Source organism: Pseudonocardia sp. ICBG601 (genome assembly GCF_020496245.1).
In genome coordinates this window covers 60,159-82,476 of the sequence record NZ_JAHLJA010000046.1, presented here as the reverse complement: position 1 = coordinate 82,476, position 22,318 = coordinate 60,159, and the positions used below count along the sequence as shown (strand labels likewise).

Below are 22,318 nucleotides of genomic sequence, written 5' to 3'. Positions count from 1 at the left end.
CGGCGCACGGCCGGGACGAGATCGTCGTCGACACCGACAACTCCCGACCGACCGCTACGTGGTCGAGGGCATCGCCGCCGAGCGCGGCGCGTCGCTGCGCTGGATCGAGTCCGACCCGGCCGCCGGGGTAACGCCGGAGCAGGTCGCGGCGGCCGTCGGGCCGCGCACCGCGCTGGTGCTGCTGTCCCACGTCGCCTACCGTCCGGGTTCCTCGCCGACGGCCCCGCGATCACCAGGGTCGCGCCCACGACGCCGGCGCCCTGGTGCTCTGGGACCTGTCGCACTCGGTCGGCTCGGTCCCGGTCGAGCTCGACGCCTGGGGCGCCGACCTCGCGGTCGGCTGCGGCTACAAGTACCTGAACGGCGGGCCGGGGGCGCCCGCATTCGGCTACCTCGCCGCCCGGCACACCGGCGCGCTGCGCCAGCCGATCACCGGCTGGTTCGGCCACCGCGCCCCGTTCGCGATGGGCCCCGGCCACGAGCCGGCGCCCGACGTGCGGGCGCTGCTGTCCGGCACCCCGCCGGTGCTGGCCTCGGTGCCGCTGGAGTGCGGCGTGGAGCTGCTCGCGAGGCCGGGATCGACGCGGTCCGGGCGAAGTCGCTGCGGCTGACGGCGTTCGCCCTCGACCTGGCCGACACCCTGCTCGCCGAGCACGGCGTGCAGGTCGCCTCACCGCGCGACCCCGACCGCCGCGGCGGGCACGTCACGCTGCGCCGGTCCGACTTCGCCGAGGTCAACGCCCGGTTGTGGGAGCGCGGCGGATCGCGACTTCCGCGCCCCGGACGGCATCCGGATCGGGCTCGCGCCGCTGTCGACGTCGTTCGCCGAGGTCGCGGCGGGCATGGCCGCGCTGGCCGAGGAGGTCGCGCGATGAGCACGGAGGACGAACACGCGTGTGTCGAGGACGGCGTCGTGCGCGACTTCCGGGAGAACCTGTCCTACGGCCGCTACCTCGACCTGGACCGGATCCTCGGGGCCCAGCACCGCTCAGCCGGCCCGAGCACCACGACGAGCTGCTGTTCATCGTGCAGCACCAGACCTCCGAGCTGTGGCTGAAGCTGGTCCTGCACGAGCTGGGCACCGCCGCCGACGACATGGCCGCCGACGAGCTGGCCCCCGCTCAAACGCCTGGCCCGGGTGAAGCCCGTCCAGCGCACGCTGATCGAGCAGTGGTCGGTGCTGGCCACGCTGACCCCGTCGGAGTACGGGCAGTTCCGCGGCGCCCTCGGCACGTCGTCGGGGTTCCAGAGCTACCAGTACCGGGCGGTGGAGTTCCTGCTCGGCAACAAGAACGCCGCCATGCTGGAGCTGTTCGGCGAGGACCCGGCCGCGCACGCGCTGCTGGAGGCGGCGCTGCACCGGCCCAGCCTCTACGACGAGTTCCTGCGGCTGCTCGCCCGCCGCGGCTTCGCCGTCCCGTCGGACCTGCTCGACCGCGACGTCACCGTCGCCCACACCCGGCGCGAGGACCTCGTGCCGGTGTTCGCGGCGGTCTACGCAGACCCGCGGACCACTGGGACCTGTACGAGACCTGCGAGGAGCTGGTCGACGTCGAGGAGAACTTCCAGCTGTGGCGCTTCCGCCATCTCAAGACCGTCGAGCGGACGATCGGGGTGCGGCGGGGAACCGGTGGGTCCAGCGGCCGGGACTTCCTGCGCCGGGCGCTGGACCTCACCTTCTTCCCCGAGCTCTACGACGTCCGCACGGCCCTCTGAACACGGAGCACCGACGCTCCGGCCCGGCCGTCGCGTCCGCGCGTCACCCGCAGGGCAGGACGTGTGGCTCACGGCTCCTGTGCGCGGCGCCGCGCCGAGAGCCCCGACCGGTACTGCTTCGGGATCGCGTGCCCGCGGAAGTCCTGGTCCAGGCCTGCGTTCAGCGTCCAGTACGGGTCCACCAGGTGCGGACGGGCGATGGCACACAGGTCCGCCCGGCCGGACGCGATGATCGTGTTCGCGTCCTCGACGCTGGACACCGCGCCGACGGTGATCGTCGGGACGCCGGTCTCCTGCCGGATCCGGTCGGCGAACGGCGTCTGGTAGAGCCGCCCGTAGCGCGGCCTCGCCTCGGTGCTGGTCTGGCCGGTCGAGACGTCGACGATGTCCGCGCCGTGCGCGTGCAGCATCGGGGCCAGGGCCACCGCGTCGTCGCCGTCGAAACCGCCTCGACCCAGTCGGTGGCGCTGATCCGGACGCTGATCGGCCGGTCGGCCGGCCACACCTCGCGGACGGCGTCGAGGATCCGCAGGCCCAGTCGGGCCCGGTTCGCCAGGCTGCCGCCGTAGGAGTCGGTCCGCCGGTTCGACACCGGGGACAGGAAGCTCGACACCAGGTAGCCGTGCGCGAAGTGCAGCTCGATCATGTCGAACCCGGCGTCGTGGCGGCGCGGCGTGCCGCGGCGACGTGGTCGGCGACGACCTGGTCGAGGTCGGCCTCGGTCGCCTCGCGCGGGACCTGGCTGTCGGGCCGGTAGCGCACGGCGACGGCGCCAGGATCTCCCAGTTGCCGTCGGAGAGGGGCTCGTCGATGCCCTCCCACATGACCTTCGTCGAGCCCTTGCGCCCGGCGTGCCGATCTGGGCGGCGATCTTCGCGCCGGTGTTCTCGTGCACGAAGCGCACGACGCGGGCCACGCGTCCCGCTGGTCGTCGGTGTACAGGCCGGGGCAGCCGGGGGTGATCCGGCCGTCGGCGGAGGTGCAGATCATCTCCGTCATGACCAGCCGGCGCCGCCCTGCGCCCGCCCGCCGAGGTGCACGAGGTGCCAGTCGGTCGGCACGCCGTCCACGGCGGAGTACTGGGCCATCGGCGAGACGACGATCCGGTTCGCCAGGGTCATGCCGCGCAGCCGGTAGGGGTGGAACATCGGCGGGGTGTCGGTCTCGACGTCGCAGCCCAGCTCGCGGGTGCGGTCGGCGAGCCAGGCGTCGACCCGGCCGACGTAGCCGGCGTCGCGCAGCTTGAGGTTGTCGTAGGTGACCCGCTGCGAGCGGGTGAGCAGCTGGAACACGAACTGCTCGGGGGCCAGGCCACGGTAGCGGCGCACGCCCTCGAACCACTCCAGGCTGGTCTGCGCGGAGCGCTGCAGCGACTCGACGACCGGCTTGCGGTCCTCCTGGTACGCCTTGAGCGCGGCCTCGACGGTCGGTTCCCGGTCCGACCGCGCCGACCAGCCCGATCGCGTCCTCCAGCGCGAGCTTGGTGCCCGAGCCGATGGAGAAATGCGCGGTGTGCGCGGCGTCGCCGACGAGCGCCACGTTCCCGGCGCGCCAGGACCCGCTGCGCAGCACGCCGAAGGACAGCCAGCCGGAGTTGTTGCCGATCAGGCCGTGGCCGTCGAGCAGGTCGGCGAAGACCTCCTCGCAGAAGCGCAGGGAGCGCTCGTCGTTCTCGCCGGGCCTGCGCTCGGCGGCGGCGAACTCCGCGAGCCCGGCCCGCTCCCAGGTGTCGGAGTCGGTCTCGACGATGAACGTGGAGCGCTCCCGTCGAAGGGTAGATGTGCGCCCAGAACAGCCCGAACCTGGTCTCGACGAACTGGAAGGTGAAGCAGTCGAACGGCCGGGTGGTGGCGAACCAGACGTACTGGGCGGTCCGCCGGTCCAGGGTGGGCCGGAACTCCTCGGCCAGCGCCTCGCGGATGCGGGAGTTCACGCCGTCGGCGGCGATGACCAGGTCGTGGTCGCGGCGCAGGGTGTCCAGGTCGGCGCCTCGGTGGAGAAGCGCAGGTCGACCCCGAGCTCCGCGGCCCGCTCGCCGAGGATGCCGAGCAGCCGCTTGCGCTCCAGCGCTGCGAAGGCGTGCCCGTCGCTGCGATCGCGTACCCCGAGGACGTCGACGTCGATCGCCGACCAGTGCCGGAACTCCGCGGCGATGCGTCGAGCGACTCCGGGTCGGCGGCGCGGATGTTGTCCAGCGTCTCCTCGGAGAACACGACGCCGAAGCCGAAGGTGTCGTCGGCGCGGTTGCGCTCGTAGACACCACCTCGCGTGACGGGTCGGACTTCTTGAGCAGGATCGCCGAGAACAGCCCACCGGGGCCGCCACCGACGGAGACGATCTTCTGGGCTGCAGCGCCCACGGGAGAGCTCACGGGAGACTCACCAGTCCTTCCTGGACGACCGAGGCCAGCAGCCGGCCGTCGGCGGAGTAGAGGCGGGCGGTGCCGAGCCCGGTGCCGCGGGTGGCGACCGGGGAGGTCTGGACCAGTGCGACCCAGGAGTCCATGCGGCCGTCGTGGTGCCACCACATGGCGTGGTCGAGGCTGGCGGTGACGACGCCGTCGTCGGCCCAGGCCGAGCCGTGGCGGCGCAGGATCGGCTCGAGCAGGGTGTAGTCGCAGACGTAGGCCAGGGCGCTGCGGTGGATCGCCGGGTCGTCGGGCAGCCGTTCCCAGGCCTTCAGCCACACGGTCTGCGGGCGACGCGCTCGCCGCCGGCGTCGGTGTAGAGCGCCGAGGGGGAGTGCCGGATGTCGAAGCCGCGGTGGAAGCGCCAGTACTCGGCGTCGCGGGTGTCCGCGCCGACGAGCACGTCGGCGGTGCTCGGCAGCTCGCTCGGGTCACCCGCCTCGGGCGGCAGCGTGTCGGAGTGCTCGACGGCACCCGCGGTGGGCACCGCGAACTGGGCCATCGCCCGGAAGATCTCCTTGCCGCCCTGCAGGCCGCGCACCGCGCGGTGGGAGAAGCCGCGGCCGTCGCGGACGCGCTCGACCTCCCAGCGGGTCTGTGCGTGCACGTCGCCGGCGCGCAGGAAGTAGCCGTGCAGGTTCGCGACGCGGCGGTCCTCGCCGACGGTGAGGGTCATGGCCCGCTCGGCCTGTGCGACGAGCTCGCCGCCGTAGGCGCGGCCCGACGGGATGACCTGGTGGCGGGCGAGGAACGCGTCGTCGCCGTCCTTCTGCAGGTCCAGGGCGGTGAGCAGCGGGGCGACGACCGCTCGGTGTCCGCGGGCATGGGCGTGGTGTGCTCGGTGCTCATGCGCGGCGGTATCCCTCGAGGCTCGCGTCGTCGACCTCGGGGAGGTTGACGACGATGTTGTCCGGTGTCCGGCAGGTCAGCCACACCAGTTCCTCGGTGGTCGACATGTTGCCCTCGACGTGCGGCATGAACGGCGGGACGAACACGAAGTCGCCCTCGTTCATCTCGATCCACTGCGCGTAGTTCTCGCCGTACCAGATGCGGCCGGTGCCCTTCAGCACGTAGCCGCCGGTCTCGGCCTCGCCGTGGTGGGCGGCAGCGAGCGGTAGCCCGGCTCGTTGGAGACCGGCCGAACCAGATCCGGGTGGCCGGGGTGTGCTGCGGCGACACGCCGGAGACACGGACGCAGCCACCGGACTGGCCGGTGCCGGTGTCCTCGGACCCGGCCCGGGTCACGACGGGGACGGCCGACCAGGCCAGCTCGGTGGCGTCCTTGCTCTGCTCACTCATGCGCACTCCCTGTGCTCGGTGCCGGTCTTCTCGATGCGGATCGGGGTGGTCAGGACGCCGACGCCGACCAGCTCGACCTCGACGACGTCGCCGTCGGCCAGGGCGCGGGGCGGGGACATCCCGGCGCCGACCCCGGCGGGGGTGCCGGTGAGCACGACGTCGCCGGGGGACAGCCGGGTGAACGCCGAGACGTAGGCGAGCAGCGCGGGCGCGTCGAACACCAGGTCCGCGGTGTCGCCGGACTGCACGAGCTCGCCGCCGACCCGGCAGGTCAGTGAGAGACCGGCGGCCGGGTCCAGCTCGTCGGGGGTGACGAGCACCGGGCCGAGCGGGGTGGTGGCGTCGAACGCCTTGCCCGGCAGCCACTGCCCGGTGTGGCGCTGCCAGGAGCGGACCGACAGGTCGTTCGCGGCGGTGTACCCGGCGATCGCGGCGGTCGCCTCGTCGCGGTCCGCGCGGTGCAGCGGTGCCCCGACGACGACGGCGAGCTCGGCCTCCCAGTCCAGGCCCTCGGCCCAGTCCGGCACCGTCACGGTGTCCGCGGGCCCGGTGAGGGTGTCGGCGAACTTGGTGAACAGCGTCGGGTGGGCGGGCAGCTCACGGCCCATCTCGCGGATGTGTCCCGCGTAGTTGTGCCCGCAGCACACGACCTTCGCCGGGTGCGGGACGACCGCGGCGAGGTCCTCGCCCCCGGGGACCGCACCCGGTGCGGCGACGGCGCGGGCCCGGCCGGGGCCGTCCGGGTCGGCCAGCAGCGCACCGACGTCGCGGTACCCCAGCGGCACCCACCGCCCGTCGGCGGCGACGGCGGCGACGGTGGTGTCCGCGCGGCGCAGGGTCGCCAGGCGCATCCCGACCTCCTGTTGTGTCGCCTCCTTGACGGGAACCACTGAAACACGATGAACGGTGTCGCGGCAAGCGCGTCGCGATCATCTGCGTCAGGTGGACAGCGTTCGCGTTTCGCGGCCATGACGTGCTGATCTCGTTCTCCGGATGCCTCGGTGGTGGGGGTTGTCGGCGGTCGCCGTTCCGTGCTGTGATGACTGTCGTCACGTCAGCGATATACGGCTTGTGCTGGGAGAAGGGGACGTCGTGACCGACCAGCCGTTCTGGAACCCCAAGACCGAGCTCATGCCGCGCGCGGAGCTCGTCGAGCTGCAGCTCGCGAAGCTGCGCCGGGTGCTGGCCTGGGCGAAGGACCGCAGCCCGCACTACCGGCGCACCCTCGCCGGCGTCGACCCGGACCGGATCCGCACCCGCGACGACCTGGCGCGCATCCCGTTCCTCACCCGCGAGGAGTGGATGGCGTCCCAGGACGCGCACCCGCCCTTCGGTGAGCTGCCGGTCACCGGGCCGGAGTCGGCGATCCGGCTGCACACCACCTCCGGAACCTCCGGACGCACCCCGCTGCGTGCCTTGGACTCCCGCAAGGACTGGTCGTGGTCGGCGGAGATGTGGTGCTACGCGCTGTGGGGCGCCGGGGTCCGCCCGCACGACGTCGGCTACGTCGCGTTCGGCTACGGCTCGTTCATCGGGTTCTGGGGCCTGCACAACGGGCTGGAGAAGATCGGGGCGCTGACCATCCCCGGCGGGGCGCAGTCCACCGCCCAGCGGGTGCGCCAGATCCACGACTTCGGCGCGACCGTCGTCGCGTCCACCCCGACCTACGCGCTGCGCCTGGCCGCGGAGGCCGAGGAGCTGGGCATCGACCTGGTGAACGGCCCGGTCCGCCGGGTGATCCTCTCCGGCGAGCCCGCCGGGTCGATCCCGGAGACCACGGCGCTGATCGAGCGGAAGTGGGGCGCGCGGGCCTACGACACCGCGGGCATGACCGAGGTGTCGACGATCGTCATGTTCACCCCCGCCGAGCAGCCCGGCGGCTGCCACGTCATCGAGGACCACCTCCTGGAGGAGGTGATCGACCCCGAGACCGGGCGCGAGGTCGGCTACGGCGAGCGCGGCGAGCGGGTCTGCACCTCCTTCGGGCGCTCGACCACCCCGTTGCTGCGGTACCGCACCGCCGACCTGGTGGTGAAGGTCCCCGGCACGGCGACGACCTCCGGGCGCACCTGGGACCTGTACCAGGGCGGGATCATCGGCCGGGTCGACGACATGAAGCTCGTCCGCGGCACCAACGTCTACCCGGGCGCCGTCGAGGCGATCGTGCGCGGCTTCGACGGTGTCGAGGAGTTCCAGATCCGCATCTCCCGCCCCGGCGACCGCGACGAGATCGAGCTGCTGCTCGAACCCGCGGCCACCGTCGACGGCACCGCCTGGGACCTGCTCTCCGGGCGGGTCGCGGCCGAGCTGGCCGACGCGCACGAGGGCCTGCGCTTCCACGTCCGCCGCGCCGCGACCGGGGAGCTGCCCCGCTTCGAGCTGAAGGCCAAGCGGCTCACCGACCTGCGTCCGGCCATCTGACCGGGCCCGCCGCCGACCCGACCCGCGAGGAGCCCCCCATGAGCACGACCACCGCCACGACCACCGCCACGACCACCGCGCCGTCCGCCCCGCGCGCCGCCGCCGACCGGGCGACGGACCTGCTCGGTGTCCCGCTCGACGACGCCGAGCAGGCCCTGCTCGACGTCTACGACCGGATCGTCGCCGCGCTGCGCCGCGACGACCTCTCGCCCTGCGTCGCCGCGAACCTGCGCGCCGCGCTCGCCCCGGTGGCCGTCGCCGTCACCGACCTCGGCCTGCGCTTCGAGCACCTGACCGACGTGGGCGTCTGACCGCCGTACCCGCCCCCGTACCCGCCCCGCGGCGCCGATCGGACAGCGACCACGTCCACGGGATAGGCGCCGCGCGATCCGGTGCCTAGCGTCGGTGCCGACGACCACACCCACCACCACGACCACCACGACGAGAGGACGGCCATGGCCGAACGGTCCTTCGCCGCCGAGGTGCAGAAGCTGCGCGCCGGTGCCGGCGAGACGCTGCACGTCGAAGGCATCCTGGCCGTGACGAAGGCGCTGCTGCAGTCCGGCGTCGCCTACGTCGGCGGCTACCAGGGCGCGCCGATCTCGCACCTCATGGACGTCCTCGGCGACGCCCGCGAGATCCTCGACGAGCTCGACGTCCGGTTCGAGAACTCCGCCTCCGAGGCGACGGCCGCGGCCATGCTGGCCGCGTCGGCGCACCACCCGCTGCGCGGCGCGATCACCTTCAAGTCCCCGGTCGGCACGAACGTCGCCTCCGACGCCCTGGCCAACCTCGCCTCGGGCGGGGTCACCGGTGGTGCGCTGGTGATCCTCGGCGAGGACTACGGCGAGGGCTCCTCGATCATGCAGGAGCGGGTGCACGCGTTCGCGATGAAGTCGCAGATGTGGCTGCTCGACCCGCGCGCCGACACGACCGCGATCGTGAACGCGGTGGAGTCCGGGTTCGCGCTGTCCGAGGCGTCGAACACCCCGGTCTTCCTGGAGCTGCGGCTGCGGTCCTGCCACCTGCACGGCGGGTTCGTCGCCAAGGACAACGTGCGGCCGCCGATGACCGTCGCCCAGGCCGCGGACGCCCCGCGGCGCAGCGTCGACCGGATCGTGCTGCCGCCCGCGTCGTTCGCCCACGAGCGGGAGAAGCTGGAGGACCGCTGGCCCCGGGCGGTCGAGTTCATCCGGGAGCACGGACTCAACGAGCTGTTCCCCGGCGACGGCACCGCCTCCGACGTGGGCATCATCGTCCAGGGCGGGCTGTACAACACCCTGAACCGGTCGATGGAGCTGCTCGGTGCCTCCGACACGCTCGGCCGCACCCGCGTCCCGACCTACGTCATGAACGTGACCTACCCGGTCGTCGACTCCGAGATCGTCGAGTTCTGCGCCGGCAAGCGCGCCGTGATCATGGTCGAGGAGGGGCAGCCCGACTACATCGAGCAGAACCTGCACGCGATCCTGCGCCGTGCCGACGTCCCGACCGTGCTGCACGGCAAGGACATGCTGGCCGCGGGCGGCGAGTACACCGCCCAGGTCATCACCCGCGGACTGGACCAGTTCCTCGGCAAGTACGCCCCCGACGTCGTCACCCACCGGCCGTCGCTGCTGCGCGACCCGGCCGACCCGGCGAGCCCGTTCGCGCCGCGGGTCGCTGCCGAGGTCGTGCGCCCGCGCCCGCCGGGCCTGTGCACCGGCTGCCCGGAGCGCCCGATCTTCTCCGGCCTCAAGCTCGCCGAGCGCGAGACCGGGCAGCACCAGATCTCCGCCGACATCGGCTGCCACCTGTTCGCCATCAACGCCCCGTTCGACCTGGGCGCGACGACGATGGGCTACGGCATGGGCGCCGCGGGCTCGTCCGCGCTGGCCGGCGGCGGCGCCGAGAAGCGGCCCGTGTCGATCATGGGCGACGGCGGCTTCTGGCACAACGGGCTCGTGTCCGGCGTCGGGAACGCGGTGTTCAACAAGTCCGACCAGGTCATGGTGGTCGTCGACAACGACTACGCCGCCGCCACCGGCGGGCAGGACGTGCTGTCCAGCCACGCCGACCTCGAGCGCCGCTCGACCAAGCACCCCATCGAGAAGGCCGCACGGGGGCTCGGCATCAACAACGCCACCACGATCGACAACACCTACGACGTGGCCCGCGTCCGCGACACCTTCCTGAAGGCGTTCCGCCGCAGGGAGCCCGGCCCCGAGCTGCTGGTCATGCAGTCGGAGTGCCAGCTCAACCGGCAGCGCCGGGTCAAGAAGGACCGCGCGGCCAGGCTCAAGCGCGGCGAGCGCGTCGTGCGCGAACGCTTCGGCGTCGACCCGGAGACCTGCACCGGCGACCACGCCTGCATCCGGATCTCCGGCTGCCCGTCGCTGACGATCACCGACAACCCGGACCCGCTGCGCACCGACCCGATCGCGACCGTGCTCGACTCCTGCGTCGGGTGCGGGGTCTGCGGCAACAACGCCCACGCGGCGGTGCTGTGTCCGTCGTTCTACCGCACCGACGTCGTCGACAACCCCACGGCCGGCGAGCGGGTCCGCGCCCGCGTCCGGTCCTGGTGGATCACCCTCGTCGGACGCGGCCTGGAGCGCCGCGCCGCCCGGATGGAGGCAGCCTGATGCCCACCGTGATGCCCGCACCGACCCGGACCGGCACCGCGTCCTGGTACGCCGGGAACCGCCCGATCACCCTCGCGATCCTCGCGATGGGCGGCGAGGGCGGCGGGGTGCTCGCCGACTGGGTCGTGGCCGTCGCCGAGGCCGCCGGCTACCACGCGCGCAGACCACCTCGGTCGCCGGCGTCGCCCAGCGGACCGGGGCGACCGTCTACTACGCCGAGCTGCACCCCCCGCTGCCCGAGAGCGACTCGGCCGACGGCGCGGGCCGGGCCGAGCCGGTGCTGTCGGTGTTCCCGACGCCCGGCGAGGTCGACGTCGTCGTCGCCTCGGAGCTGATGGAGTGCGGCCGCGCCGTGCAACGCGGCTTCGCCACCCCCGACCGCACCACGCTGATCACCTCGACGAACCGCGTCTACTCCATCGACGAGAAGATGCACCTCGGTGACGGCCGCGTCGACTCCGACGAGCTCGTCGCCGCGGCGGGCCGCGCCGCGCGGCACCTGGTCGCCGCGGACTTCGCCGCGATCGCCGAGGAGCACCGCAGCGTGATCTCCGCGGCGCTGTTCGGGGCGCTCGCCGGGTCGGGGGCGCTGCCCTTCTCCCGGGACCGCTTCGAGCAGGCCATCCGCGACGCCGGCAAGGGCGTCGAGCCGAGCCTGGCCGCGTTCGCGGGCGGGTTCGACGCCGCCACCGCCGCACTCGCCCCCGCACCGCCCGCGCCGCCCGCGCCGCCCGCGCCCAGCGCGCCGGCGACCGTCGACATCGCGATCGGGCCCCGCCCCGTCTCCGCCGAGGAGCGCAAGGAGCGCGAGGAGGCGCGGCGCAACGACATCGCCGCGACCGACCCGGAGTCCCTGGTGGGGGAGGACCTGCGGCCGCTCGCCCGCACCGTCGCCGACCTGCCGGCCGCGTCGCGGTCCACGGTCCTGCACGGGCTCGTGCGGACCGGGGTCTACCAGGACCTCGACTACGCCGCCCGCTACCTCGACCGGGTCCGCGCGTTCGCCGCCGTCGACCCCGACCGGTCCGGCGATGCCCGCCTCACCACCGAGGCGGCCCGGCATCTGGCGCTGTGGATGTGCTACCAGGACACGATCCACGTCGCGCTGCAGAAGACCCGCAAGCGCCGTCTCGAACGGGTCCGTGAGGAGGCCCGGGTGACCTCGGCGCAGCTGTCCCAGGTGCGTGAGTACCTGCACCCGCAGGCCGAGGAGATCACCGACACGCTGCCGTACCGGCTCGGGAAGGTGCTGCGCCGGTCGCGGGCGTTCACCCGCACCGTCGACCGGGTCACCTGTGAGGGCATGGTTCTCGACACCACCTCGGTGTCCGGCTACGCGATGCTCGCGACGATGGCGCGGATGCGTCCGCTGCGGCCGCGGTCGCTGCGGTTCGTCGAGGAGCAGAAGGCGATCGAGGCGTGGACGGCGCTCGCGCTCGGGATCGCCGCCGAGGACACCGACCTCGCCACCGAGGTCGTCGTCTGCCAGAAGGTCCTCAAGGGCTACGGCGCCACCTACGCCCACGGCAACGACAGCTTCGCCCTGCTCTGCCGGGCCGCCGGCGAGCTGCGCGGCCGCGCCGACGCCGCGGCGGTGCTCGCCCGGCTGCGGTCCGCCGCCCTGGCCGACGAGGACGGCGCCGCCCTGCGGCAGCAGCTGTCCGGGGCCGGGCTGCCCACCACCGTCCCGTCGAAGAAGGGGAAGCACTGACATGACCACCGGCACCGCATCCGACGTCGAGCTCATCAACCCGGACACCCTCGCGAGGCCGTCCGGTTTCACCCACGCCGTCCGGCACGGCGACACCGTGCACCTCTCCGGCCAGACCGCGATGGACGCGACCGGCACGATCGTCGACGGCGACATCGTCGACCAGTTCCGCCAGGCCCTGACCAACGTGATCACCGCCCTGCGTGCGGCGGGCTCCGAGCCCGCGGACCTGCTGTCGGTCCGGATCTACCTGCTCGACGTGCCGGGCTACCAGGCCCGCGGCAGGGAGATCGGCGCGATCTGGAAGGAGCTGTGCGGGCGGACGTACCCGGCCATGACCGGTGTCGGGGTCACCGCGCTGTGGCAGCCCGAGGCGCTGATCGAGATCGAGGCGGTCGCGGCGCGCCGGGTCTGAGAGCGTGTTTGGAAATGGTGGGTGTGTCGGGATGGTCGACACGGCTGGGGTGCTCCATCGTGGTCGGCATGCAGGAACGACCGCGCCGGTACCCCTCGGACACCAGTGATGCCCAGTGGGTGGTGATCGAGCCGTTGTTACCGCCGCTCGCGCGGCGGGGGCGGCCTGTTGCTCATGCTCGTCGGGACGTGCTGGACGCGATCTTGTATGTCGTGCGGACCGGGTGTGCCTGGCGGGCGTTGCCGGTGGACTTCCCGCCCTGGCAGACCGTCTACTGGTACTTCAACCAGTGGGAACAGCAGAAGGTCACCGAGAAGATCCTCCCGGTCGTGCGGGGGCAGTTACGTATCGCCGAGGGCCGTGATCCGGAGCCGAGTGCGGGGATCATCGATTCCCAGTCGGTCAAGGGCGCCGACACCGTCGGCCAGGACTCCCGCGGCTACGACGCCGGGAAGAAGACAGGCGGACGGAAACGGTTCATCGTGACCGACACCCTCGGTCTGCTGCTGACCACGATGGTGTGCTCGGCCTCGGTACAGGACCGCGACGGCGCCAAGCCGATCCTGCTCAACCTCTACCTGCGCACCAGGGTGCGGTTCGTCTACGCCGACGCCGGCTTCGCCGGGCGACTGCTCGACTGGGCCGCCACGATCCTGCAGACAACGATCGAGATCATCCGCAAGCCACCCGAGCAGCGCGGATTCACCGTCCTCCCACGAAGGTGGGTGGTCGAACGGACCCTGGCCTGGCTCACCGCACACCGACGCCTGGCCCGAGACTACGAACGCCACCCCACCACATCCGAAGCCATGATCCGCTGGGCCGCGATCAACACCATCACCCGCCGCATCGCCCGTGGATACCCCGCCACCCGCCAGCAGAAACACACGACACCCTCAACCCACTAGAATTTCCAAACACGCTCTCAGAGCTGGTAGGTCGAGTTGATGATCGCGCCCTTGCGGGCGTAGTAGATGAGGGCGTCCTGGACGTCGAGCGGGTGCGTCGGGATGACGCCCTCGATCAGGTCCTCCTCGCGGGCACCGTGCAGCGACAGCCCGAAGCGGCAGCAGTAGACCTTGCCGCCCTCGCTCATGAACGTCTTGAGCTGGTCGTTGATGTTGTGCTCGCCGGGGAACGCGGACGTGCCGGTGGTCGGGAAGCCGCGGGTGGCCAGGCAGTTCAGCGAGCCGGGGCCGTAGAAGTACATGGCCGACTCGAAGCCCTTGCGCAGGGCACGGGTCGCCTGCAGCACGGCCACGAAGCTGACCGAGGACTCGTGGGCGATGCCGTGCACCAGGGTGAAGTAGGTCTCGCCGTCCTCGGCCTGCAGGTCGGGGAAGACCTTCGTCCCGCCGTAGATGCTCGAACCCTCGGGCAGCGAGGGGTGCGGGATCTCCTCGAGGCTCTTCTTCTCGACGTCGGACAGCTCGGCGCTGGTCATGGGGATGCTCCTCGTGGTGTGACGGATCCACGCCGGGAAACGTATGCGTGGGAGCGCCGGAGAGGGAGAATGCGATGGAATCGGGTCCCACCGTTTCCGGCGATCACTACGACACCAGTGAGGCTTATTCAGGCTCCGTCAGGTAAGTGCGTAGAAGATGAGTCCGATGACTGCCGAGATCGTCGTTTTAAATGTGGCGTAGGGTCGACGGTAGTCTGTGTGGAGAACTTTCCACGACTTGATATGGGCGATGACTCGCTCGATGGTGGCGCGTGTGCGGTTGAGGCTCTTGTTGAATGTTTTCTGCCAGTCGAGAAGTTCCCGGCCGGGTTGTTTTTTGAACGGGGTGAGCATGCCGCGCCCGATGTAGCCTTTATCGCCGATCGGTGGGTATGTGGCGAGGTGGTCGAGGGCGCCGGATTGGTCGAGGCAATGTAGGTCGTGTCGGGAGCCTGGGGTCGGGTCGGAGATCCACGACAGCTGCCCTTCCAGGGTGGCTGCGACCTGGACGACGACGCCGGTGGTGCGATGCTTGCCCGACCACAGACCTGGTATGGCGGTCCATGACCAGCAGGGCAGTAGGGTTCCGTCGATGATGTACTGCCGATCGGCACGAAGCTCCTCCGCAGTCGGAACGACACTCCGCAGTGCCTGTGCCAGCAACGGTGTCACCCCCGCGATCGCTCGACTGACCGTCGACTGCGACACCCCGTAGGTTTCCGCCAACTCCCACTGCACACGATTCCCGCGCAGATACGCCAACGTGATCACCACCGACCAGAACAATCCCAGAATCGGCGGCCAAGGCCGTCGCAGGCCAGTCGCGTTCCGCTGATCCTGCTCATGCACCAGAGCGGCAAGATCCTGAATCTCATCACGCCGAAAGCCAGTGGTATAGTACATACTGCGACAACCCGTTCATCTTGGATTGATTCGGCAAATTAATCTTCGCGATGGACGGGCTGTCGCCCAACCCGACACGCCGGGCTAGATCGTTATTTCACGGGCCCTGAATAAGCCTCAGTGTTCTGTTGCCGGAACGTTGAGAGCGGACTACGACAACAATTCCGGATCAGCCCTGTGTGACCGTCGTGTTGCGTAACACGGGGCAATACTCCCGTCGTCCGAACGACACGATTCGGTAATGCGACGGGTCGACCGTGGGTCCGTTCCCCGACCACCCACGAGGAGGCCCCGGCGCGATGATCCGACGCGAGGACCGGCGTCCCCCGCCCGCCGAGCTGGACGGTGAGCACCGGACGGTCGTCGTCGTCGGCGGCGGGCAGGCGGGTCTGTCGATGAGCCGGTGCCTGGACGTGCGCGGCATCGACCACCTCGTGCTCGAACGCGACGTCGTCGCCTCGTCCTGGAAGCGGCACCGCTGGGACACGTTCAGCCTGGTCACGCCGAACTGGCAGTGCGACCTGCCGGACTTCCCCTACGCCGGGCCGGACCCGCACGGGTTCATGGTCCGCAGCGAGATCGTCGACTACCTGGAGGCCTACCGGGCGTTCGTCGACCCGCCGCTGATCGAGGGCGTCGAGGTGAGACGCGTGCACCAGGACGAGCGGGGGACCTTCGTCGTCGAGACCTCCGCCGGGACGTGCACCGCGGACCAGGTCGTCGTCGCCACCGGCGGGTACCACACACCGCTCACCCCGCCGCTGTCCGAGCCGCTGCCGGCCGACATCACGCAGATCGGGTCCCAGGACTACCGCAATCCCGGGCAGCTGCCGCCGGGGGAGGTGCTGGTGGTCGGGTCCGGGCAGTCCGGCGCCCAGATCGCCGAGGACCTGCACCTGGCGGGGCGGACGGTGCACCTCGTCGTCGGGCACGCACCGCGGGTGGCCCGCTTCTACCGGGGTCGCGACGTCACCGACTGGCTCGACGAGATGGGCTACTACCGGATGCCGGTCACCCGGCACCCGCGTCGCGAGGCCGTGCGCGCGCAGGCCAACCACTACGTGACCGGCCGCGACGGCGGTCGCGACATCGACCTGCGCCGCTTCGCCACCGAGGGCATGCGGCTCTACGGCGCGCTCACCGACCACGCCGCGGGGCGGCTCACCTTCGCCCCCGACCTGGAGTCCTCGCTGGACCACGCCGACGAGGTCAGCGAGTCCATCAAGGACACCATCGACGGCTGGATCGCCGACAAGGGCATCGACGCCCCGGTCGAGGAGCGCTACACCCCGGTGTGGCGCCCGGAGCGCGAGGTCACCGAGCTGGCGCTGGCCGACACCGGGATCACCTCGGTGGTCTGGTGCATCGGGTTCCGGCAGGACTTCTCCTGGGTCGACCTCGGTGTGTTCACCGGCCGCGGCTCGCCGGTGCACAGCCGCGGCGTGACGAGCGTCCCGGGGCTGTTCTTCCTCGGTCTGCCCTGGCAGTGGACCTGGGGGTCCGGGCGGTTCTCCGGGGTGGGCGCCGACGCGGCGTTCCTCGCCGAGCGGATCCGCTCCCAGCGCGGCCTGGCCTCGACCGGCGGCCGCGGCGACGTCTGCAACGTCCTGGCCCTGGGGTCCTGAGTGGACGGGTCCGTCGACCCCGACGACCCGGCCGACCTGGGCGGGACGACGGGCTGGGGCCGGGTCGTCGCCCCGGGCGACGTCGAGCCCGAGCCGCCGTTCGCCCGGGCCTGGGAGGGGCGGGCGTTCGCACTGACCGCGCTGACCATGGGCCGGATCTCCGGACGCAACCTGGACGCGTTCCGGCACGCGCTGTCCCGGTTGGACCGCACCCGCTACCTCGACGACGGCTACTACGGCCGCTGGCTGCACGCCGCCGAGCTGATGCTGGTCGACTCGGGCGTGCTGGCGCCCGGCGCGGTGGAGGCCCGTGCCCGTCGCACCCGCGGCGAGGACGTGCCCGAGCCGGCCGACCCGCCCCTGGCGAAGCCCGACTACGCACCCACCGCGCCAGGGTCGCTGCGCACCGTCGACGCCGCGCCGCGCTTCGCCCCCGGCGACCCGGTCCGCGCCCGCCGCGAGCTCCCGGACGTCGCGCCGCCCGCGCCGTCGGCGGGTCCGGTCGGGCGGGGACCGTGCAAGCTGCCCCGCTACCTGCGCGGAGCGCCCGGTGTCGTGACCGCGGTCCGGCCCGCGCACGTGCTGCCCGACACCCACGCGGTGTTCGCCGGGGAGCACCCCGAGCACGTGTACACCGTGGCCTTCGCCGCCCCCGACGTGTGGGGCCCCGGCGCGGACCCGGACGTGATCGTGCACGCCGACCTGTTCGAGTCCTACCTGGAGCCACGATGACCGACGACGATCCCGGTCCGGCGCTGCGCACCGCGGCGCTGGAGGAGCTGCTGGTCGAACGGGGGCTGGTGGACCCGGCCGTCGTCGACGGGTTCGTGCGCACCTACGAACGCGACGTCGGTCCCCTGAACGGGGCGACGGTCGTCGCCCGCGCCTGGACCGACCCGGAGTACCGGGAATGGCTGCTGCGCGACGGCACGGCGGCGATCGCCGCGCTCGGGTTCAGTGGGCCGCAGGGCGAGCACATGGTGGTGCTGGAGCAGACCGACCAGGTGCACCACGTCGTGGTCTGCACGCTGTGCTCCTGCTATCCGTGGCCGGTCCTCGGCCTGCCCCCGAGCTGGTACAAGGACCCCGCCTACCGGGCCCGGGTCGTGCGCGAGCCGCGCACCGTGCTCGCCGAGATGGGGCTCGACGTGCCCCCGGAGCGCCGGATCGAGGTGTGGGACTCCTCGGCCGAGGTCCGCTACCTGGTGCTGCCGCGCCGACCCGCCGGCACCGACGGGTTCACCGTCGAGCAGCTCGCCGGGCTGGTCGGGCGGGACGCGATGGTCGGGGTCGCCGACGTGGCCGGGCCGTCGTGAGCGGGCCGGTGCTCGACACCACGGGTCCCGCGGCCCCGCCTCGCAGCAACGGCGAGCTGGTGTTCGCCGCGCCCTGGGAGGGACGCGCGTTCGGGCTGGCCGTCGCGCTCGCCGAGGCGGGGGTGTTCACCTGGGACGGGTTCCGCGACCGGCTGGTCGCGCGGATCGCCGCCGATCCCGCCGCCCCCTACTACGGCTGCTGGCTCGCCGCCTGCGAGGACGCGCTCGTCGCCGCGGGCCGTCTCGACGGGGCGGAGGTCCTCACCCGGGCCGCCGACCTCGCCGCCCGCCCGGCCGGGCACGACCACGACCACGCCGACCACGACCACGCCGACCACGCTCGGTAGGAGAACGTGCACCGATCGTCACAGAATGGTTCGGTGGTCGCATTCCGCGCATTACCCCGCGCGAATGGGGAAGGGAACTGCGCCGACCCGATCGGGGCGGTGAACGACCCGGCCGGTGTCACCGCTCGGTAACCGATCATGTTTCGCGGGGCCGATGTCCCGGTGCGCGGATAGATTGTGGTCATGAGCGGATCGCGGCCGATGGTCCTGCGGACCGTCGCCTGGTGCGCGGGCGTCCTGCTGGTGGGTGCCGGCGTGCTGGCCGCCGTCGTCGTCGGTGTCGGGGCGCTCGTCGCACCGGGGAGGCGCGCGCGTCCCGCGAGATCGACCCGGCCACCGAGTTCGCCCGGCTCGCCGTCGACGACCCGGCCGCCGCGCTGCGCTCGTGCACCCCCGCGCAGGGGACCCTCCTCGACGCCCTCTCCGGCGCGCTCCCGGCCGGTGCGGTGCCCGGCGCGGCCCGGTTCACCGCGACCGACGGGGACCTCACGTTCGTCTCGGCGCCGATCACCGGCACGGTGCGCGGCGCCGGGGACCGCGCCGTGTGGGTGTGGGGGCGCCAGGGCTTCGCCGCCGTCACCGACGACGCGCGCGCCCTCACCCCCGAGCTCCCCGGGCCCGCGCTCTACGCCACCGGCCCGGACGCCGCGGGCGCGGTCCGCGCCGCGACCTGCGTGGAGGCCGCGCAGCGCGCCGAACGCTCCGGCGTCGCGCCGACCCAGGGCCCGATCGTCCCGCGCTGATCCGGGATCGCCCCCGGGCACGATCAGCCCGGCCCCCGGGCAGGGTCAGCTCGGCCCGTGGGCGGGATCAGCTCAGTCCCCGGGCAGGATCAGGCAGCTCGACGTGGCCTCGCCCAGCAGCCTGCCCCGGGCGTCGGTCAGCTCGGCCCGGGCCAGCGCGGTGCGGCGCCCGGCCTGCACGACGTGGCCGGTGCACGTCACGGTGCCCGTGTCGACGGTGATCCGGCGCAGGAAGCGCACCGACAGGTCCAGGCTGGTGTAGCCGGTCCCGGCGGGGAGCGTGGAGTGCACCGCGCACCCGCAGGCGGAGTCGAGCAGCGTGGCGTACACCCCGCCGTGCACCGAGCCGATCGGGTTGTACTGGTGCTCGCCGGGTTCGAAGGCGAACGCGACGCGCCCGTGCTCGGCGGAGACGGCGCGGAAGCCGACGAGACTCGCGACGGGCGCGCCGGGGAGACGGCCGTCGACGATCCGGCGCAGGTACTCCAGTCCGTCCAGACCGGACGCGGCGGCGGCGAGCGCCATCGGGTCGGTCCACTCGTGCTCGCGGCGGCGCGTGGCGGCCGGCCCGGTGGCGGGCCCTGCTGCGGAGGTCATCGTGGCTCCTGGTCGGTGTCGGTGTCGGTGTCGGGGGCTCCGGGCCCCGGTTCGAGGTGGACCTCGTCGGTACGGCCCAGACGGTGTCCGGCCCCGCACACGCTCACCAGGCGCACCGGGGCGCCGCAGCCGGTGTGCACGCGGACCACGGGAGGTCCGGCGTCGCCGGCGAGGTGCCGGTCACCGAAGTCCATGAGTGCGGCCAGGACGACGCCCAGATCGCGGCCGCGCCGGGTCAGGCGGTACTCGGCACGGGTCCGCGCCCCGGGTTCGCGGTAGTCCACCCGTTCGACGACGCCGTCGTCGACCAGCTCGGACAGGCGCCGGCTCAGCACGGTGCGCGCGACACCCAGGCCGCGCGCCAGCTGGTCGAAGCGGGTGATCCCGCGGCCGAGGTCGCGCACCAGCAGCACCGTCCAGGGGTCGGCCAGCAGCGCCGCGGTGCGGGCCACCGAGCACACCTGGGACGCCGCCGCCGTCCGTGCGTCCATCCCGCCCCCTGGGTATCGCCGAGCTACCCAGGCAGCGTAGCCCGGCGGGGAGGACGGCGACAGGTGCCGGTCCCTCGTGCGCGATTGACCGCGCCCACAGCGGGAAGGCGGGACGGGACACCGCACGAGCACGAGACCGAGGAGGAACCCACGGTGGCGAACGAACTGCAGGGCCGGACCGTCGCGATCCTGGCCACGGACGGCGTCGAGAAGGTCGAGCTGGTCCAGCCCCGCGACGAGCTGCGCAAGGCCGGCGCGCGGGTCGAGGTGGTCTCGCTGTCCACGGACCCGATCCAGTCGATGTCGGCCGACATCAACCCGGACGAGAAGCTCGACGTCGACCGTGCCGTCGCGGACGTGTCCGCCGACGACTACGACGCCCTGGTGCTGCCCGGCGGCACCGTGAACCCGGACAACCTCCGGGCCGACGCCACCGCGGTGGCGTTCGTGAAGGCGTTCTTCACGGCGGGCAAGCCGGTCGGCGCGATCTGCCACGGGCCGTGGACGCTGGTCGAGGCCGACGTCGTGAAGGGCCGCACCCTCACCTCGTTCCCGAGCATCCGGACCGACCTGCGCAACGCCGGCGCGACCGTCGTCGACGAGCAGGTCGTGACCGACGAGGGGCTGGTCACCAGCCGCAACCCCGACGACCTCGACGCGTTCTGCGCGAAGCTGGTCGAGGAGTTCGCCGAGGGCAGGCACCCGGTGCACCCGGAGGGTGCGACCGCCTGAGCGCCCCACGGACGACGGACGGGGCCGTCCTCCCAGGTGAGAGGGCGGCCCCGTCGGCGTCGGTCCGGGTCAGCCCTCGACCGGGCCGGGCATCTGCGCGTCGTCCTCGGGGTGCTCGCGACAGCGGTCGGTGTCGGGGCGCACCTCGAGCCGCTCGTCGTCGATCCGTCCGCCGCACACGTCGCAGCGGCCGTACTCGCCCTTGTCGAGGCGGGTCAACGCCGCGCGCACCCGCTGCGTGCGGGCGCGGCGGGTGTTCTCGTCCAGGTCGTGGGCCATCGTCTCGTAGGCCCGAGCGCCCTCGTCGCCGAAGTCGAGACCGTCGCCGACGCGGTCCTGGCCCGGGGCCGGCCGCTCGGTCGCGGCCGTACCGCCCTCCAGCCGGTCCAGCTCCTCGGTCAGCAGGGACCGTGCCCGCTGCGCGTCCATCGGGGTCTCCTCTCCTCGTCGTGCGACCGTGCCGGCCGCACGGGGACCGGACTACCCCGCCCGCCGTCCGGCACACGCGCACCGTTTCGCTGCCGGAACCACGGGTAGCCGCGGACCGGTCGTCGGGCGCGGCCGTCGATCCCCTCGGTCGTGCCCGTCGGTCTCCCGCCCGCCGTCGCACCGACGCGGGACGACCGTGAGGAGCCCCCGTGCCCGACAGCCCGCCCGCTCAGCAACAGACCCCACCCGGTGACACCGCGGCGATGACCCCCGAGCCCCGCGACGAGATGCGCGGCTACCGGGGCCGTGACCTGCTCGCCGGCACCGTCGCACTGGTCACCGGCGGCGACTCCGGCATCGGGCGCGCCGTCTGCGTCGCCTTCGCCAAGGAGGGCGCGGACGTCGCCCTGGCCTATCTCGACGAGGACGCCGACGCCGAGCACACCGCGCGGCTCGTTCGCGACGAGGGCCGCCGCTGCCTGACCCTGCCCGGTGACCTCGGCGACGCCGGGCACTGCGCCGAGGTCGTGCGCCGCACCGTCGACGAGCTCGGCCGCCTGGACACCGTGGTCAACAACATCGCCACCCAGGAACCCGTCGACGATCTCACCGACATCGACGACGACGCCTGGCTGCGCACCTTCGAGGTGAACATCCACAGCTACTTCCGCGTGACCAAGGCGGCCCTCGCGCACCTGCCCGACGGCGGCGCGATCGTCAACACCGGGTCGATCAACGGGTTGCGCGGCAACAAGAGCCTCATCGACTACTCCGCCACCAAGGGCGCGGTGCAGTCCCTGACGTACTCGCTCGCCCAGTCGCTGACCCCGCGCGGCATCCGGGTCAACTGCGTCGCCCCCGGCCCGGTGTGGACCCCGCTGATCCCGGCGACCATGCCGGAGGAGAAGGTCGAGGGCTTCGGGGAGCAGACCCCGATGGGGCGGCCCGCGTCCCCGGACGAGATCGCCCCGTCCTTCGTGTTTTTCGCCGCGCCGCGGCTGTCCTCGTACTACACCGGGGAGGTGCTCGCCCCGGTCGGTGGCGAGACCCTGCCCGGCTGACACCGGGAGGTCGCGGGGAGGCCGCCGCCGGGGAGGC

Annotated in this window: 28 protein-coding genes and 4 pseudogenes; 18 read left to right on the top strand and 14 right to left on the bottom strand. The window is 72.6% G+C overall.

Annotated features, from left to right (window positions below; translation table 11 throughout):
- A partial coding sequence (locus tag KPL57_RS16845) for a hypothetical protein (protein ID WP_226352335.1) occupies positions 1 to 190 on the bottom strand: 190 nt, incomplete at its 3' end.
- Between the two features lie 73 nt (positions 191 to 263).
- Between KPL57_RS16845 and KPL57_RS16840 the strand changes: the two genes are divergently transcribed.
- The 5 genes and pseudogenes from KPL57_RS16840 to KPL57_RS69775 all read left to right on the top strand — a co-directional run bounded on the left by KPL57_RS16840 (position 264) and on the right by KPL57_RS69775 (position 1,716).
- Positions 264 to 611: a hypothetical protein gene (locus KPL57_RS16840; RefSeq protein WP_226352334.1), complete on the top strand. Its 348-nt coding sequence runs from the start codon at positions 264 to 266 to the stop codon at positions 609 to 611.
- Positions 548 to 700 (top strand): annotated as a pseudogene (locus tag KPL57_RS72250) (kynureninase); the annotation flags it as partial. The gene KPL57_RS16840 and the pseudogene KPL57_RS72250, both read left to right, overlap by 64 nt.
- A gap of 88 nt (positions 701 to 788) precedes the next feature.
- Positions 789 to 875, top strand: coding sequence for a hypothetical protein (locus KPL57_RS72245; protein WP_374203736.1), 87 nt, complete (start codon positions 789 to 791; stop codon positions 873 to 875).
- A 263-nt stretch (positions 876 to 1,138) separates the two neighbouring features.
- A pseudogene (locus KPL57_RS72240) lies at positions 1,139 to 1,327 on the top strand (tryptophan 2,3-dioxygenase family protein); the annotation flags it as partial.
- Between the two features lie 194 nt (positions 1,328 to 1,521).
- Complete coding sequence (locus KPL57_RS69775) at positions 1,522 to 1,716, top strand: tryptophan 2,3-dioxygenase family protein (protein ID WP_308252903.1); 195 nt, start codon at positions 1,522 to 1,524, stop codon at positions 1,714 to 1,716.
- A 68-nt stretch (positions 1,717 to 1,784) separates the two neighbouring features.
- On the opposite strand, the gene KPL57_RS66640 is transcribed toward KPL57_RS69775, so the two are convergent.
- From KPL57_RS66640 to KPL57_RS16805, 8 genes and pseudogenes are all read right to left on the bottom strand, one after another.
- Positions 1,785 to 2,126 (bottom strand): hypothetical protein, encoded by a 342-nt coding sequence (locus KPL57_RS66640; protein ID WP_264198217.1) that lies wholly within the window; start codon positions 2,124 to 2,126, stop codon positions 1,785 to 1,787.
- 86 nt (positions 2,127 to 2,212) lie between these two features.
- Positions 2,213 to 2,362, bottom strand: a pseudogene (locus tag KPL57_RS66635) (NADH:flavin oxidoreductase/NADH oxidase); the annotation flags it as partial.
- A 349-nt stretch (positions 2,363 to 2,711) separates the two neighbouring features.
- Positions 2,712 to 3,044: a hypothetical protein gene (locus KPL57_RS16825; protein WP_226352333.1), complete on the bottom strand. Its 333-nt coding sequence runs from the start codon at positions 3,042 to 3,044 to the stop codon at positions 2,712 to 2,714.
- 601 nt (positions 3,045 to 3,645) lie between these two features.
- Positions 3,646 to 4,041: a hypothetical protein gene (locus KPL57_RS16820; RefSeq protein ID WP_226352332.1), complete on the bottom strand. Its 396-nt coding sequence runs from the start codon at positions 4,039 to 4,041 to the stop codon at positions 3,646 to 3,648.
- A 42-nt stretch (positions 4,042 to 4,083) separates the two neighbouring features.
- A complete protein-coding gene (locus KPL57_RS66630; RefSeq protein WP_308252899.1) occupies positions 4,084 to 4,404 on the bottom strand; it encodes an acyl-CoA thioesterase domain-containing protein in 321 nt (106 codons plus the stop codon).
- Positions 4,395 to 4,853: an acyl-CoA thioesterase domain-containing protein gene (locus tag KPL57_RS66625; protein ID WP_308252902.1), complete on the bottom strand. Its 459-nt coding sequence runs from the start codon at positions 4,851 to 4,853 to the stop codon at positions 4,395 to 4,397. The genes KPL57_RS66630 and KPL57_RS66625 overlap by 10 nt, the downstream gene beginning before the upstream one ends.
- 115 nt (positions 4,854 to 4,968) lie before the next feature.
- Entirely contained in the window at positions 4,969 to 5,313 is a 345-nt protein-coding gene (locus tag KPL57_RS16810; RefSeq protein WP_226352343.1) for a cupin domain-containing protein, read from the bottom strand.
- 105 nt (positions 5,314 to 5,418) lie between these two features.
- Entirely contained in the window at positions 5,419 to 6,273 is an 855-nt protein-coding gene (locus KPL57_RS16805; protein ID WP_226352331.1) for a fumarylacetoacetate hydrolase family protein, read from the bottom strand.
- Positions 6,274 to 6,514: 241 nt separating this feature from the next.
- Here KPL57_RS16805 and KPL57_RS16800 point away from each other — a divergent pair, with 241 nt between their 5' ends.
- From KPL57_RS16800 to KPL57_RS16770, 6 genes and pseudogenes are all read left to right on the top strand, one after another.
- Complete coding sequence (locus KPL57_RS16800) at positions 6,515 to 7,843, top strand: phenylacetate--CoA ligase family protein (protein ID WP_226352330.1); 1,329 nt, start codon at positions 6,515 to 6,517, stop codon at positions 7,841 to 7,843.
- A 38-nt stretch (positions 7,844 to 7,881) separates the two neighbouring features.
- Positions 7,882 to 8,154 carry a hypothetical protein gene (locus KPL57_RS16795; protein ID WP_226352329.1) on the top strand — a complete coding sequence of 91 codons (273 nt, stop codon included), beginning with the start codon at positions 7,882 to 7,884 and terminating at the stop codon, positions 8,152 to 8,154.
- Positions 8,155 to 8,235: 81 nt separating this feature from the next.
- Positions 8,236 to 10,467 (top strand): indolepyruvate ferredoxin oxidoreductase subunit alpha, encoded by a 2,232-nt coding sequence (locus tag KPL57_RS69770; protein WP_226352328.1) that lies wholly within the window; start codon positions 8,236 to 8,238, stop codon positions 10,465 to 10,467.
- Between the two features lie 43 nt (positions 10,468 to 10,510).
- Positions 10,511 to 12,178: an indolepyruvate oxidoreductase subunit beta family protein gene (locus KPL57_RS16780; protein WP_308252901.1), complete on the top strand. Its 1,668-nt coding sequence runs from the start codon at positions 10,511 to 10,513 to the stop codon at positions 12,176 to 12,178.
- A gap of 1 nt (position 12,179) precedes the next feature.
- The gene (locus tag KPL57_RS16775; protein ID WP_020625041.1) at positions 12,180 to 12,593 is read left to right on the top strand and encodes a RidA family protein; all 414 of its coding nucleotides are present in this window, start codon (positions 12,180 to 12,182) and stop codon (positions 12,591 to 12,593) included.
- Positions 12,594 to 12,607: 14 nt separating this feature from the next.
- Positions 12,608 to 13,541, top strand: a pseudogene (locus KPL57_RS16770) (IS5 family transposase).
- Here KPL57_RS16770 and KPL57_RS16765 read toward each other — a convergent pair.
- Together KPL57_RS16765 and KPL57_RS16760 are read right to left on the bottom strand one after the other, a co-directional pair.
- Positions 13,519 to 14,037: an MSMEG_0572/Sll0783 family nitrogen starvation response protein gene (locus KPL57_RS16765; protein WP_060712873.1), complete on the bottom strand. Its 519-nt coding sequence runs from the start codon at positions 14,035 to 14,037 to the stop codon at positions 13,519 to 13,521. The pseudogene KPL57_RS16770 and the gene KPL57_RS16765 overlap by 23 nt on opposite strands.
- Positions 14,038 to 14,175: 138 nt before the next feature.
- The gene (locus KPL57_RS16760) at positions 14,176 to 14,940 is read right to left on the bottom strand and encodes a transposase family protein (RefSeq protein ID WP_226351144.1); all 765 of its coding nucleotides are present in this window, start codon (positions 14,938 to 14,940) and stop codon (positions 14,176 to 14,178) included.
- 299 nt (positions 14,941 to 15,239) lie between these two features.
- Between KPL57_RS16760 and KPL57_RS16755 the strand changes: the two genes are divergently transcribed.
- The 5 genes from KPL57_RS16755 to KPL57_RS16735 all read left to right on the top strand — a co-directional run bounded on the left by KPL57_RS16755 (position 15,240) and on the right by KPL57_RS16735 (position 18,971).
- Complete coding sequence (locus KPL57_RS16755) at positions 15,240 to 16,565, top strand: MSMEG_0569 family flavin-dependent oxidoreductase (RefSeq protein WP_226352326.1); 1,326 nt, start codon at positions 15,240 to 15,242, stop codon at positions 16,563 to 16,565.
- Entirely contained in the window at positions 16,566 to 17,297 is a 732-nt protein-coding gene (locus KPL57_RS16750) for an SH3-like domain-containing protein (protein ID WP_226352325.1), read from the top strand.
- Complete coding sequence (nthA, locus tag KPL57_RS16745; RefSeq protein WP_020623510.1) at positions 17,294 to 17,881, top strand: nitrile hydratase subunit alpha; 588 nt, start codon at positions 17,294 to 17,296, stop codon at positions 17,879 to 17,881. The genes KPL57_RS16750 and nthA overlap by 4 nt, the downstream gene beginning before the upstream one ends.
- The gene (locus tag KPL57_RS16740; protein WP_226352324.1) at positions 17,878 to 18,228 is read left to right on the top strand and encodes a nitrile hydratase accessory protein; all 351 of its coding nucleotides are present in this window, start codon (positions 17,878 to 17,880) and stop codon (positions 18,226 to 18,228) included. The genes nthA and KPL57_RS16740 overlap by 4 nt, the downstream gene beginning before the upstream one ends.
- Before the next feature lie 224 nt (positions 18,229 to 18,452).
- Positions 18,453 to 18,971 carry a hypothetical protein gene (locus tag KPL57_RS16735; RefSeq protein WP_226352323.1) on the top strand — a complete coding sequence of 173 codons (519 nt, stop codon included), beginning with the start codon at positions 18,453 to 18,455 and terminating at the stop codon, positions 18,969 to 18,971.
- Between the two features lie 72 nt (positions 18,972 to 19,043).
- On the opposite strand, the gene KPL57_RS16730 is transcribed toward KPL57_RS16735, so the two are convergent.
- Together KPL57_RS16730 and KPL57_RS16725 are read right to left on the bottom strand one after the other, a co-directional pair.
- On the bottom strand, positions 19,044 to 19,568 hold the full coding sequence (locus KPL57_RS16730) for a PaaI family thioesterase (protein WP_075307454.1): 525 nt from the start codon (positions 19,566 to 19,568) through the stop codon (positions 19,044 to 19,046).
- Positions 19,565 to 20,059, bottom strand: coding sequence for a helix-turn-helix domain-containing protein (locus KPL57_RS16725; protein WP_226352322.1), 495 nt, complete (start codon positions 20,057 to 20,059; stop codon positions 19,565 to 19,567). The genes KPL57_RS16730 and KPL57_RS16725 overlap by 4 nt, the downstream gene beginning before the upstream one ends.
- 153 nt (positions 20,060 to 20,212) lie before the next feature.
- Here KPL57_RS16725 and KPL57_RS16720 point away from each other — a divergent pair, with 153 nt between their 5' ends.
- Positions 20,213 to 20,791, top strand: coding sequence for a type 1 glutamine amidotransferase domain-containing protein (locus KPL57_RS16720; protein WP_020622524.1), 579 nt, complete (start codon positions 20,213 to 20,215; stop codon positions 20,789 to 20,791).
- A 69-nt stretch (positions 20,792 to 20,860) separates the two neighbouring features.
- Here KPL57_RS16720 and KPL57_RS16715 read toward each other — a convergent pair whose 3' ends face one another.
- Positions 20,861 to 21,220, bottom strand: a complete 360-nt coding sequence (locus KPL57_RS16715) for a TraR/DksA C4-type zinc finger protein (RefSeq protein ID WP_226352321.1) — start codon at positions 21,218 to 21,220, stop codon at positions 20,861 to 20,863.
- Between the two features lie 263 nt (positions 21,221 to 21,483).
- Here KPL57_RS16715 and KPL57_RS16710 point away from each other — a divergent pair, with 263 nt between their 5' ends.
- A complete protein-coding gene (locus KPL57_RS16710) occupies positions 21,484 to 22,281 on the top strand; it encodes an SDR family oxidoreductase (protein ID WP_226352341.1) in 798 nt (265 codons plus the stop codon).
- Positions 22,282 to 22,318 lie beyond the last annotated feature (37 nt).